Below are 11796 nucleotides of genomic sequence, written 5' to 3'. Positions count from 1 at the left end.
CGACCGGCAGACGGAGGGGACGGGCCGGTAGACCGGTCCGTCCCCTTCGTCGGGCCCGGGTGCTCAGATCTCGATCGTGCGCTCCAGGTTGGCCAGCTTGTGCCGGGCCAGGGCCAGGTTGGCGCGGCGCTTGTCCAGGGCCATGTAGAGGAACAGGCCGTTGCCGGTGGGGCCCTGGATCAGCCGGATCAGGTGGTACTGGGTGTCGAGGGTGATCAGGATGTCCTCGATGCTCTCGCGCAGCCGCAGCGACTCCATCGTGCGCAGCTTGGCGCGGACGATCTCGGTGTTGCCCGCGGCCGCCACCTCGAGGTTCAGCCCGCCGCCGCCGCCGGCCTGGCCGAGGGTCATGCCGCTGGTGTAGTCCACCAGCGCGGCGCCGATGGCGCCGTCGATCTGCATGGCTTCCTTGAGGACGATCTCGATGTTGGACACGAAAAGTTTTCCTTCCACGGAACCGACGGGCAACCACTGCTCACGGTGACCGCGTGTACGCGGATTGCGTAGGGACTTTGGTCCTGGGACCTGGGCCCTCACACTGCGGTCTCACCCGCTCGGGGCAGCGCGGGTTCAGCGCCGGTTCGGTGGCGTTTCTGCGTGTCGGCCGAGACGGTCAGCTCGGCAGGCGCACGGCCAGGATCGCGCAGTCGTCGTCGGTGCCTTCGTCGACGAGTTCGCTCAGCAGCCGGTCCAGCAGTTCCGGCAGTTCGAGGCGGTGATGTTCCCGGGCCGCCGCGAGCAGACTTTCCTGCCCGTGCGAGATGCGCCGCCCGGCCCGCTGTACCAGGCCGTCGGTGTGCAGGATCAGCGTGTCGCCCGGGTCGAGGTCGAGCTCGTGGGTGGTCCGCCCGAGGTGGAAGGGCATGCCCAGCAACAGGTCCGGGGCGGGGGTGAGCAGAGTGGCCACCCCGGCGCCGGTGACCCGCAGCGGGGGCGGGTGCCCGGCGTTGGCCCAGTGCAGGCGTTTTGCGCCGGGCCGATCGGGGGAGGGGCACAGGATGGCCAGCACAGCAGACACACCGGTGTCGATCCGCAGGTGTGTCAGCGCCGCGTCGAGCCGGGTCATCACCTCGGCCGGGGGCTGCGGCCGATCCACCAGCAGGCCGCGCAGCAGGCTCCGGATCTGGCCCATGGTGGCGGCGGCCTCGATGTCGTGCCCGGCGATGTCGCCGATGATCACGGCCAGGTCGCCCGGCCCGCCCCCGGGTTCGGTGGGCAGGGCCACCGCGTCGTACCAGTCGCCACCCACCTGGTTGGCACTGGCCGCGGGCAGGTAGCGGGCGGCGAGGTGCACGTCGTCGCGCTCGGGCAGGGTGGTCAGCAGGGCGTGCTGCAGGGTGGTCGCGGTGTCGCGGCGTTCCTCCAGCAGGATCGCCCGCTCGAGGGCGGTCGAGGTGTACTGCACCAGGGCTGCGAGGGCCTCCCGGATGCGCTCCTGGACCGGCCCGGGCGGTTCCTGTCCGAAGGCCGTCCAGGGGGAGTCGGCCGAGCTCCAGCCCAGGGCCAGCGTGCCCCTCACCCCACCGGACAGGGGCAGCCGCAGCCAGGGGCCGCCGGGCCGGTCCTCAGCAGGGGCCTCGCCGAGCACGATCTGGGTCGTCTCGACGCCCAGGTTCTCGGCCGCTACCTGCTCCACCACCTTCACCACGCTGGCCACGGTGGTGGTCACGGCGAGTGCCTCGGACAGGGCCAGCAACAGCCGGGCCTGCTGCTCCGACTCCAGGGTGGCCACGGTGACCAGCTCGGACCGGTGCTGGGCCAGGCGGGCCTGTTCGCCGCGCTGCTCGGCGTCCGCCCACGCAGTCTCGGCCCGCTGCTGCTGGGCCGCCGCCTCGGCGTGGGAACGGCGCAGGCTCAGTTCGGCCGAGCAGGCCGCGGCCAGCCCGGTGAGGACGTGGATGTCCCGCTCGGTCCAGGCCCGGGGGGCGGCGTCGAGGGCGCAGAGGGCACCGACTGTGAGCGTGCCGTCCTGCACCGGGACAGCCAGCCCGGCGGCGATGTGGGATCCGTCCGAGAACGCCCGCTGCCGCGTGAGCTCGTGTCGGCCGAGGTCGTTCACCACCACCGGCTCACCCGTCTGGACCGCCCGCCGGGCCAGCCAGACCCCGGCCGTATCGGGCGGGAACTGATCATCGGCGGTCCGGAAGACCAGGGCTGCGGTTACGTCGAGGGTGTCGCGGACCAGGGGGCCGAAGCGGTCGGCGGTGGGGTCCGGGACCTCAACCATGGCACGGCCGGGGTCGACGATGGACGTGGAGTTGCACGCCCACAGTATGGGCGGTAACGGCATTCGGGTCGTAGTGCGACCTCGGCCCTTGCTTCCTAGAGTGAGGTGGATGGACACGGCTGACAACGGCACTTCGGACCGGGAGCCGGCACGACACCTTCGACTTGTGCGGGAGGAGTCCGGAGTGCGGCCCGACCCCCGGCCCGGTGGAGACGTCTCGGTCTACGACGAGGACGGCACCGTGGTCGTGCTCCTGCGCGGGGTGATCGACATCAGCGTGGTCGGTGAGCTCGAGGAGGCCGGCCGGCACGCGGTCGACCAGCAGTCGCCGATCCTGGTCGACGTCCGGCACGTGGAGATGATCGACTCGGTCGGGATCTCGTTCCTGGTGCGGATCGCCGCCTCCGTGCGCTCCCAGGGCGGCACCACCGAGCTGTGCGGCCCGGCGCCGGTGGTCGAGGAGATGCTCGCCGTGGCCGGGGCGGCCCCGCTGTTCCAGTGGGTGGAGGGCCGAGTGAGCCCGGGCGGCCAGGAGACGCCCTGAGCGCTGCCTCCGGCTGGCTCACCGGGCGGTCGGTCGAGCCGTCCCCTAGTGTCGGGAGCATGAGGCCGGACCCCGGGAGGGGCGAGGTCTTCCGCGTCCCGCCCGGCCGAGCCCGACGCCCCTACCAATCAGGGAGCGTCGACATCCCGATCCTGGTGCGCAATCGACCGCCCGACTTGATCCGTCAGCAGCTCGGGGCCTGGCCCCTGAACGGCCTCACCGGTATGGCGGCGGTGCGGGAGTCCCTCCTCGCGCGGTGCCACCGGGAGGTCCCGCTGCCTCTGCCCGCCGGATCCCCGGTGATGGCCGAGGTGGCCCGCCGGGTCGAGCTGGTTTTCAGTGAACTGGCCGGCAACGCGGTCCGGCACGGCCGGCCGCCGATATCCGTGCAACTGGCCTGCACCGCCGACGCCTGGCTGCTCAGCGTGAGTGACGCGGCGCCGGAGCAGGAGCTCCGAGTGGGGAGACTGGCCGGCGACGAGCCCGGGGGGCGTGGGCTGGCGCTGGTGCTGACCATGGCCGCCCAGGCCGGCTGGTACGTGCACGAGGGCCGCAAGACGGTCTGGGCCGAGGTGCCCGACCAGCCGCCCGGCCGCCTGCTCGAGCAGCTACGGGACGTAGGCTCGCGCGCGGCGACCGGGGACTGAGACGAAGCCCGGCTCAGATCTGGATGGTGCGCTCCAGGTTGGCCAGCTTGTGCCGGGCCAGGGCCAGGTTGGCCCGCTGCTTGTCCAGGGCCAGGTAGAGGAACAGGCCGGCCCCGGACTGGCCGGTGATCAGCCGGATCAGGTGGTACTGGGTGGTCAGCGTGATCAGGATGTCCTGGATGCCGTCACGCATCCCCAGCGACTCCATCGTGCGCAGCTCCGAACGCACCACCTCGGTGTTGCCGGCGGCGGCGACCTCGAGGTCCAGCACGGCCCCGCCGGCCTGGCCCAGGGTCATCCCGCTGGTGTAGTCGACCAGGGCGACGCCGATGGCGCCATCGATCTGCATGGCTTCCTTGAGGACGGTGTCCAGGTTGCTCACGGTGTCTTTCCTTCCGGCCACGAGGGCTGAATCTGTGGAACGAGGAGCGTTGGCGCCGGTGGCGGGGCACTGAGCTTCGGCTCCGCGTCTCAACTTCCTTGTCGGCGCCCGGAGCCCCCGACTGTTGTCGTCCTCAGGACCCTCAGTGGTCCTATCGGGCGACGACTACCCAGAGCAAGCTGATCCCGGCCGCTGTGGCGGACAACACCGTCTATTTCCTGCGTTCCTGCACTACGCAGCGGCATGGTCACGCTCCGCCGGTCTGCGTCGATCACTCCTCGTGATCGCGGATGATCAAGGACTCACCCGTTCGGGCTAGTGCTGCTCTCGGGGGAACCGGCCGCGCTCGTACTGCGGCGGCCAGGTCACGTCGTCACCCAGTTCGTGCGCCGCCCGGTGCGGCCAGCTGGGGTCACGCAGCAGCACCCGGCCGAGCAGGACGGCGTCGGCCGAGCCCTCGGCGAGGACCTGCTCGGCCTGCTTCGGCTCGGCGATCAGCCCGACCGCGGCCGTGGGCAGACCGCTGACCTCCTTCACCCGCCGGGCGAAGGGCACCTGGTAGCCGGGGCCGAGGGTGATCTTCTGGTCCGGGTGGTTGCCGCCGCTGGAGACGTCGACGAGGTCGACGCCGTGCTCCTTCAGGGTGGCAGACACCTGGGCCACCTCCTCGACGTCCAGACCGTCGGGCACCCAGTCGGTGGCGCTGACCCGGACCAGCAGCGGGGTGGCGTCGGGGATCACCGCCCGGATGGCGTCGACCACCTCGACCAGCAGCCGCGAGCGCCCGGCGAGGTCGCCGCCGTAGGCGTCGGTGCGCAGATTGCTCACCGGCGAGAGGAACTGGTGCAGCAGGTACCCGTGGGCGGCGTGCACCTCCAACACCTGGAAGCCGGCCGCGATCGCCCGCTGCGCCGCCTCGGCCCAGGCCTGCACCAGGCCGGGCAGGTCGGACGCGGGGATCTCGGCGGGAACGTCGTAACGGCCGAAGGCGGCGGCGGAGGGGGCGACGGTCTTCCAGCCGCCCTCGTCGGCCGGCACCGAGCCCTTGCCCCGGAAGGGCGCGTAGGTGGACGCCTTACGGCCGGCGTGGGCCAGCTGGATCGCCGTGACCGCGCCCTGGGACCGGACGAAGCGGTTGATCCGCTCGTAGTCCGCGGCCTGCTCGTCGTTCCAGATCCCGGCGTCCTGCGGGGAGATCCGGCCCTCCGGCACCACCGCGGTCGCTTCCTGCATCACCAGCCCGGCGCCACCGCGGGCGAAGCTGCCCAGGTGCACCAGGTGCCAGTCGCTGGGCCGGCCCTGCTCGCTGGAGTACATGCACATCGGTGAGACCCAGGCGCGGTTGCGGACGGTGACGCCGCGCAGGGTGAACGGAGAGAAGAGAAGGCTCATGACGGGAAGAACCCGGTCGCGGGGAAGGGACTTCCCCGCGCCGGGTGTGAACTAGGCCCGCCTCGGACTCAGACTCGGGTTCAGAGCCGGAAGCGCCCGACCAGCTGGTTCAGGCCGTTGGCGACCTGGGCCAGGTCGGAGGCCGCCCGCTCGGCGTCGGCGATGCCGGCGCTGGAGGACTGCGAGGCGTGCGAGACGGCGTTGATGTCCGTGGCGATCCGCGAGGCGGCGGTGGCCGTCTCGTCGATGCTGCGGGCGATCTCCGAGGTGACCGCGGTCTGCTCCTCGACCGCCGAGGCGATCGTGGTCTGGTAGGAGTTCACGTCCTCGATGGTGCGGGTGATCCGCTCGATCGCCTCGACCGCGTCCCGGGTGTCGGCCTGGATCGCCTCGACCCGGCGGCCGATGTCCTCGGTGGCCCGGGCCGTCTCCTGGGCGAGCTGCTTGACCTCTTCGGCGACCACGGCGAAGCCCTTGCCGGCCTCACCGGCACGGGCGGCCTCGATGGTGGCGTTCAGGGCGAGCAGGTTGGTCTGCTCGGCGATCGAGGTGATCACCTTGACCACGTTGCCGATCTCCTCGCTGGAGCTGCCCAGCTTGCCCACGGTGGCGGTGGCGGTGGCAGCCTCGGTGGCCGCCCCGGCGGCGACCCGCACGGCCTCGGCCGAGGAGTTCGCGATCTCCCGGATGCTGGCGCTCATCTCCTCGGTGCCGGCCGCGACGGTCTGCACGTTGCCGGAGACCTCCTGCGAGGTCACGCTCAGGCTGTTGGCCTGCGACGTGGTCTCCTGCGCGTTCGCCGCCACCTGGCTGGAGATGGCCGTGAGTTCCTCGGAGCTGCCGGTCAGCGTGCTGGAACTGGTACGGATGTCCTCCATCGCGGCGTGCAGCGAGTCGCTCGCCCGGTTCAGCGCACCGGCCATCTCGCCCACCTCGTCGTTGGCGGTGACCGGCACCCGGCGGGTGAGGTCGCCGTCGGCCAGTGCGACCAGACCGTCGCGGACCCGGCCGACGGTGGAGGAGATCATCCGGGCCAGCCACCAGCCGAACCCGACCATCAGGAGCACGCCGACCGCCACGATCGTCCAGGAGCGCATGATCTCGGAGCGGGCCGAGTCCTTGGCCTCCTGAGCGCTGGCCGCCATGTCGGCCAGCGCGTTGTCGGCCAGTTCGTTCAGGCCGTCGCGCACCTTGTCGGAGACCGTGGCGAACTCGCCGGTGACGATCTGGCCCAGCTGGCGGTACTCCCGGCCGGTCAGGTCGTCGCGCTGGGTCAGCGGGGCGATCTGGGCGGTGTAGATCTGCTCCAGGGCGCTCAGGTTCTCGCGCTCGGTCGCGATCGTGGCCTGGTCGGCCTCGTCCAGGCCGGTGGCCTCGAGCGCGTCGAACTTGGCCGCCACCCCGGCTGCGCCGGTGCTCACGGCCTCGAGCGCGGCCTGGCCGGCGGTGCCGTCGGCCAGACCGCTGAGCAGGATGTCGCGGCGCAGACCGGCGAACTCGGCGCGGGCCTGCAGGGCGATCTCCACCCGCTTGGCCTGGACCTGCACGATCTCGTCGGTGGCCTGCTCGACCGAGCTCACCGCGCGTTGTCCCAGCACCCCGATCCCGACACTGAGCAGGGCGGCGACGATGATCAGACTGAAGATCTTCTTCAGCAGCGAGAGGTTGCCGAAGAAGGCGGCGGGGGACTTCGCGGCGGGCATGGACATCCTTTTCGGAGGGGCTGTCGCGGTCTGCCGGCGCACCTCTTGCGACGTGCTCACGCAACCAGCGTCTGGCTTCCTCTGCCCATCGTCGAGAAGCCACGCAGGGTTAGCCCGGAGTGACCCGCTCACCCGGACGGTGCAGCCGCCCTCACCCAGCGCTGACCGTCACGCGCTGCCGGAGTCGCCCCCACGGTCGGGACGCAGGTGCCGGCGCGACCCTTCCACCTCGGCCAGTTCGTCCTCGTCCAGCTTGCGGGTGTCCCGCAGCGGCACGTAGGGCTCGGCCCCTTCGGGCAGGCCGTCCTGCTCGGCCCGGGCCCGCTCCAGCTCGGCGTTGAACTCCGCGCCCAGCAGGATGGCCAGGTTCGAGATCCACATCCAGATCAGGAAGATGATGATCCCGGCGAAGGTGCCGTAGGTGGCGTCGTAGCTGGAGAAGTTGGTCACGTAGAAGCCGAACCCGGCCGAGGCGAGGAGCCACAGCACCACCGCGAGCATGCCGCCCGGGGTGACCCACTTGAAGCCCTGCTTGGCGTTCGGCGAGGCCCAGTACAGGATCGCCAGCACCAGCATCATGATCAGCACCAGCACCGGCCACTTGACGATGCTCCAGGCGGTGACCGCGGCGTCGCCCAGGCCGAGCAGGTCCCCGGCCTGCTGGGCGAGCGGGCCGGTGAAGACCACCATCAGGGCCGCGACGATGAGCAGCACCAGCAGCACCAGCGTGGTCAGGATCCGGGTGGGCAGGGTCTTCCAGATCGGCCGGCCCTCGGGGATGTCGTAGACCACGTTGGAGGCGCGCATGAATGCGGCGACGTAGCCGGAGGCCGACCACAGGGCGGTGGCCAGACCCAGGACGAAGGCGAAGCTGGCCGAGGCGGGCTTGTCGCCGACCTGGAGCAGGATGCTGTCGAGGGTTCCGCTGAAACTGCCGGGCAACACCGGCTTGATGTTGTCCCGCATCTCCTTGATGGTGTCGGGACCGGCGAAGCCGAGCAGCGAGATCAGCACCACCAGGGCCGGGAACAGCGCCTGGATGCCGTAGTACGTGAGGGCGGCGGCGGAGTCGGAGAGGTTGTCCTCCGAGAACTCCTTGCCTGCGCCTTTCAGTACTTTCAGCCAGGACTTCTTGGGCAGTTCGGTGGGCGACTCAGCCGGGTTCTCGTCCGGTAGCTGGTCGCTTTCTTCCGGGTTTCGTCGCTTGGTTCCCCACATGGGCTCATGGTGGCGCCCCCGGCGGGGGCCCGCCGGTCGAGAGGACACCCGGTGAAAACCCCCATAAGTGCTGTTCAGAACCAAAAACGGACGGGTGCGGGCCCCTCTTCGGGGCCCGCACCCGTCCGTTGTCGGTTCAGTTCGGTCCGATCACATGTGCACAGCGACGTTCTCGTTGTCGGCGGCCAGGGCCGCGGTGACCGAACGGCTGGGGTACAGCGCGAAGGCCAGCGCCGCGGTGACGGCGAAGAACACCGCCGACCAGACGAAGACCGCGTCGTACGAGGCCAACTGGGCCTGTGCGGCCAGCGCCGGGGTGACCCCGCCGGCGGCGTTGGTGGTCAGGTAGTCGGTGGCCGCCGAGGCCGCGACGCTGCTCAGCAGCGCCACCCCGATCGAACCGCCCACCTGCTGCGAGGTGTTCACGGTGGCCGAGGCCACGCCCGCCTGGTGGGCCTGGACGCCGATCGTGGAGGAGCCCATCGCGACGGCGAAGATGCAGCCCAGGCCCAGGCCGGTGAGCACCAGGCCGGGCAGCAGCGCGGTGACGTAGCTGCTGTCCAGGCCGAAACCGGTGAACAGGAGCATGCCGGCGGCGGCCAGCAGCGAGCCGACGCCCACCTGCATCTTCGAGCCGATCTTCGTCTGGAAGGCCGGCGTGCCGTTGAACTGGGCGCTGATGCCGATCGCGAACACCATCGGCAGGAAGGCGAAACCGGACTGGATCGGCGAGTACCCGAGCACCTGCTGCACGTAGAAGGTGACGAACAGGAACACCGCGAACATGCCGATCGCGGAGGTCAGCATGACCAGGTAGGAGGTGCCGCGGACCCGGTCGAGCAGGATGTGCATGGGCAGCAGCGGGTGCGCGACCAGACGCTCGGCCACCGCGAAGCCGATCACCAGCAGCACGCCGGCGACCAGGCTGACCACGGTCAGGGTGTCGCCCCAGCCCTCGGTCTCGGACCGGGCGAAACCGTAGACCACGAAGAAAATTCCGGCCACGGCCAGGATCGAGCCGGCCCAGTCGAAGGCCGGGCGGCCGCCCTCGCGCTCGTTGGCCGGCAGCAGACGCAGGCCGCCGACCAGGGCGATGACGGCGAAGAGCACGTTCACGTACAGGCACCAGCGCCAGGACAGGTACTCGGTCAGGGCGCCGCCCAGCAGCAGGCCGATGGCTGCGCCGGAACCGGCCACCGCGCCGAAGATGCCGAACGCCTTGCCCCGGTCCGCGGAACCGGCGAAGGTGATGGTGAGCATGGCCAGTGCGGCCGGGGCCAGCAGTGCGCCGAAGGCACCCTGGGCGGCGCGGGCCGCGATCAGGACCTCGATGCTCGGGGCCCAGCCGCCCACGGCCGACGCGGCGGCGAAACCGACCAGCCCGACCAGGAATCCGAGCTTGTTGCCGAACATGTCGTTCAGCCGGCCGCCGATCAGCAGCAGGCTGCCGAAGGCCAGCGAGTAGGCGGTGACCACCCACTGCCGCTGCGCGTCGTCGAAACTCAGGTCGGTCTGCGCGGCCGGCAGGGCGATGTTCACGATGGTCGCGTCGAGCACGACCATCAGCTGGGCGATGGAGATCAGGCCGAGCACCAGCCACTGGGCGCGGGTGGCGCCGCGGTGGTGGCCGGAGCTCGCGGTGGGGGAGTGCTCGTCGTTGAGCGCTGTCGTGTGCGGAGCCGCTGCGGGAGAGCGGTCGGACATGGGGTGGCCTTTCCGGCGGATTGGCCCCGCGCGGAGTCAGGTTGCGCGGGGTTGAAGCGGAATAGATGTTCCGGGATTGCCATCACTGTAGCGGAATAGTTGTTCCGCGTTGGTACCCTCGTCGGGTGAACAGTTCCTCCGCGGGCGGCAACGGCAGCGGAACCCCTGTCGGCGGGGCCGAGGCGAATGAGAGCGTCACCGAGCGCATCCTCGAGGCGGCGTCGGAGGTGTTCGCCGCCGACGGCCTGCACGCCACCCTGGCCGACGTGGCCGCCCGTGCGGGCGTGGGGGTGGCCACCGTGTACCGGCGCTTCCCCAACAAGGACGAGCTGATCCTGGCGCTGTTCCAGCGTCGTTTCGAGGAGGCGCTGGAGCAGGTACGGCTGGCCGTGGAGGCACCCGACCCGTGGGAGGGGTTCGTCGCGTTCTTCGAGGGCGGCGTGCGCCGGTTCTCCGGCGACCGGGGTTTTCGCGACTTCGTGATCGGCAGCTACTCCGAGAGCGTCGGCTGGTCGCGGGGTACCTCACCCGACCGGGTGGAGGTCATGGTGCACCAGCAGCACGTCCGGATGGGTGAGTACCTCGACCGCATGCTGGCCCGGTGCCAGGAGGCCGGGGTGATCCGCGACGACCTGGTGGCGAGCGACCTGTTCGCCCTGACCATGGCCGCGGTGAGCAGCATCGACTTCGCCGCCCACAAGAGCGGACCGGACATCTACCGGCGGGTGATCGGCGTCATCCTCGACGGGCTGCGCCCGGCCCGGAGCGCGCCGACGCCCCTGCCCGTGATCAGCCGGGGCTGACGGGCAGGGGCGTGGTGGTGCTGGGGCGACGGGTCAGCGGTTGCGGCGCCGGAGCCAGACCAGGACGGCGGTGAGCAGACCGGCCAGACCGCCGAGCGCGGGCAGCAGCCAGGGCTTGTCCTGACGCTGCTCCTGGGTCTTCACCTTGGCCTGCTCGGTGACCACCTTGGCCTGGGCCGCGACGTGCTGGGCCTGCTCGGTGGCGACGGTGCGGGCGGTGCCGGTGGCGACCTTGGCCCGTTCGGCCACGTGCTGGGCCTGCTCGGTGGCGACGGTGCGGGCGGTGCCGGTGGCGACCTTGGCCCGCTCGGCCACCTGCTGCGCCTGCTCCGTGGCGGTGCTCTTGGCCGCCATCGCGTGCACCTTGGCGCTCTCCTGGAGGTCACGGGCGCGGGCCTTCGCGGTCTCCTGCACCTCGTGCACCTTCTCGGTCGCCCGGCCCTTGACGTCGGCCTTCGCGGCCAGCGCCTCGACCGTCTCGGCGAGCTCGTCGCGGGTGTGGTCGATCTCGGCGCGCAGCTGCTCGGTGTCCGAGGTGTCCTTCGCGTCGCTCATCGGTGGGCACTCTCCTTGACGGCCTCGACGTCGTGCTTCGTGCTGTTCACGGCCTGGGTCGGGACCGGCGGGGTGGCCTGCTTGATCTGCTTGCGCCCGACCATCGCCATGACCCCGGCGACGAGGAGCAGGACGGCGGCCACGATCAGCGCGGAGGCCCAGGCCGGAAGCACCTCGGCCAGGCCCAGGACGGCCGCGGCGACCAGGACGCCGACCCCGAACAGGGCGACCAGGCCGGCGCCGCCGAAGGCGCCCACGCCGACCCCGGCGTGCTTGGCCTTCTCGGCCAGCTCGGCCTTGGCCAGCTCGACCTCCTGCCGGGCCAGCTGGGGCACCAGCCGGGTGAGGTCCTGCACCAGCTCCGGGGTCGACTTCTCGTGACCCGTGGGTACCGGGCCAGGAGCGGCCGCCGGGCTCGGCGGCCTTTCGTTCGTCACGCTCATGGCTTCTCCAAGGTCGGCCTTGCGGTTCCCCTCGAATCTAGGTCTGACCAGCGCGACCGCATCCCGAGCGGACACCGCTGGAGCAGCACCCGGGCCGGCGGTGCGACGAAAGTGCACGATGTCGGGCCGTGCGGATGCGACCTTGGGCGGAGGCCGGGCCGCCCAAGATCACGGAATA

The 11796-nt window shown here is 71.1% G+C and carries 12 protein-coding genes; 3 read left to right on the top strand and 9 right to left on the bottom strand.

Annotated features, from left to right (window positions below):
- Positions 1 to 63: 63 nt before the first annotated feature.
- The gene (locus tag LWF15_RS16830) at positions 64 to 435 is read right to left on the bottom strand and encodes a hypothetical protein (protein WP_232811776.1); all 372 of its coding nucleotides are present in this window, start codon (positions 433 to 435) and stop codon (positions 64 to 66) included.
- A 178-nt stretch (positions 436 to 613) separates the two neighbouring features.
- On the bottom strand, positions 614 to 2227 hold the full coding sequence (locus LWF15_RS16825) for a GAF domain-containing SpoIIE family protein phosphatase (protein ID WP_232811775.1): 1614 nt from the start codon (positions 2225 to 2227) through the stop codon (positions 614 to 616).
- Positions 2228 to 2336: 109 nt separating this feature from the next.
- Between LWF15_RS16825 and LWF15_RS16820 the strand changes: the two genes are divergently transcribed.
- Together LWF15_RS16820 and LWF15_RS16815 are read left to right on the top strand one after the other, a co-directional pair.
- A complete protein-coding gene (locus tag LWF15_RS16820) occupies positions 2337 to 2771 on the top strand; it encodes an STAS domain-containing protein (RefSeq protein ID WP_232811774.1) in 435 nt (144 codons plus the stop codon).
- 59 nt (positions 2772 to 2830) lie between these two features.
- The gene (locus LWF15_RS16815) at positions 2831 to 3418 is read left to right on the top strand and encodes an ATP-binding protein (RefSeq protein WP_232811773.1); all 588 of its coding nucleotides are present in this window, start codon (positions 2831 to 2833) and stop codon (positions 3416 to 3418) included.
- 13 nt (positions 3419 to 3431) lie between these two features.
- Here LWF15_RS16815 and LWF15_RS16810 read toward each other — a convergent pair whose 3' ends face one another.
- The 5 genes from LWF15_RS16810 to LWF15_RS16790 all read right to left on the bottom strand — a co-directional run bounded on the left by LWF15_RS16810 (position 3432) and on the right by LWF15_RS16790 (position 9817).
- Complete coding sequence (locus LWF15_RS16810) at positions 3432 to 3800, bottom strand: hypothetical protein (RefSeq protein ID WP_232811772.1); 369 nt, start codon at positions 3798 to 3800, stop codon at positions 3432 to 3434.
- 315 nt (positions 3801 to 4115) lie between these two features.
- Positions 4116 to 5192 (bottom strand): NADH:flavin oxidoreductase/NADH oxidase, encoded by a 1077-nt coding sequence (locus LWF15_RS16805; protein ID WP_232811771.1) that lies wholly within the window; start codon positions 5190 to 5192, stop codon positions 4116 to 4118.
- An 80-nt stretch (positions 5193 to 5272) separates the two neighbouring features.
- Positions 5273 to 6895 (bottom strand): methyl-accepting chemotaxis protein, encoded by a 1623-nt coding sequence (locus tag LWF15_RS16800; protein ID WP_232811770.1) that lies wholly within the window; start codon positions 6893 to 6895, stop codon positions 5273 to 5275.
- Positions 6896 to 7063: 168 nt separating this feature from the next.
- A complete protein-coding gene (locus tag LWF15_RS16795; protein WP_232811769.1) occupies positions 7064 to 8113 on the bottom strand; it encodes a YihY/virulence factor BrkB family protein in 1050 nt (349 codons plus the stop codon).
- Positions 8114 to 8263: 150 nt separating this feature from the next.
- The gene (locus LWF15_RS16790; RefSeq protein ID WP_232811768.1) at positions 8264 to 9817 is read right to left on the bottom strand and encodes an MFS transporter; all 1554 of its coding nucleotides are present in this window, start codon (positions 9815 to 9817) and stop codon (positions 8264 to 8266) included.
- 125 nt (positions 9818 to 9942) lie between these two features.
- On the opposite strand from LWF15_RS16790, the gene LWF15_RS16785 reads away from it, so the two are divergent.
- The gene (locus LWF15_RS16785; RefSeq protein ID WP_232811767.1) at positions 9943 to 10620 is read left to right on the top strand and encodes a TetR/AcrR family transcriptional regulator; all 678 of its coding nucleotides are present in this window, start codon (positions 9943 to 9945) and stop codon (positions 10618 to 10620) included.
- Between the two features lie 33 nt (positions 10621 to 10653).
- On the opposite strand, the gene LWF15_RS16780 is transcribed toward LWF15_RS16785, so the two are convergent.
- On the bottom strand, positions 10654 to 11175 hold the full coding sequence (locus LWF15_RS16780; protein WP_232811766.1) for a DUF3618 domain-containing protein: 522 nt from the start codon (positions 11173 to 11175) through the stop codon (positions 10654 to 10656).
- Complete coding sequence (locus LWF15_RS16775) at positions 11172 to 11618, bottom strand: phage holin family protein (RefSeq protein WP_232811765.1); 447 nt, start codon at positions 11616 to 11618, stop codon at positions 11172 to 11174. Before LWF15_RS16775 ends, LWF15_RS16780 begins: the two co-directional genes overlap by 4 nt.
- Between the last annotated feature and the right edge of the window lie 178 nt (positions 11619 to 11796).

Source organism: Kineosporia rhizophila, from assembly GCF_021277265.1.
Lineage (GTDB): Bacteria > Actinomycetota > Actinomycetes > Actinomycetales > Kineosporiaceae > Kineosporia > Kineosporia rhizophila.
Note: the sequence above shows the minus strand (reverse complement) of the source record. Positions and strands in the feature narration are given on the sequence as shown.

Excerpts from the sequence above, each read along its gene's own strand:
- LWF15_RS16825 (WP_232811775.1), bottom strand. The coding sequence starts at position 2,227 with ATGGTTGAGGTCCCGGACCCCACCGCCGACCGCTTCGGCCCCCTGGTC.
- LWF15_RS16820 (WP_232811774.1), top strand. The coding sequence starts at position 2,337 with ATGGACACGGCTGACAACGGCACTTCGGACCGGGAGCCGGCACGACAC.
- LWF15_RS16815 (WP_232811773.1), top strand. The coding sequence starts at position 2,831 with ATGAGGCCGGACCCCGGGAGGGGCGAGGTCTTCCGCGTCCCGCCCGGC.
- LWF15_RS16805 (WP_232811771.1), bottom strand. The coding sequence starts at position 5,192 with ATGAGCCTTCTCTTCTCTCCGTTCACCCTGCGCGGCGTCACCGTCCGC.
- LWF15_RS16800 (WP_232811770.1), bottom strand. The coding sequence starts at position 6,895 with ATGCCCGCCGCGAAGTCCCCCGCCGCCTTCTTCGGCAACCTCTCGCTG.
- LWF15_RS16795 (WP_232811769.1), bottom strand. The coding sequence starts at position 8,113 with ATGTGGGGAACCAAGCGACGAAACCCGGAAGAAAGCGACCAGCTACCG.
- LWF15_RS16790 (WP_232811768.1), bottom strand. The coding sequence starts at position 9,817 with ATGTCCGACCGCTCTCCCGCAGCGGCTCCGCACACGACAGCGCTCAAC.
- LWF15_RS16780 (WP_232811766.1), bottom strand. The coding sequence starts at position 11,175 with ATGAGCGACGCGAAGGACACCTCGGACACCGAGCAGCTGCGCGCCGAG.
- LWF15_RS16775 (WP_232811765.1), bottom strand. The coding sequence starts at position 11,618 with ATGAGCGTGACGAACGAAAGGCCGCCGAGCCCGGCGGCCGCTCCTGGC.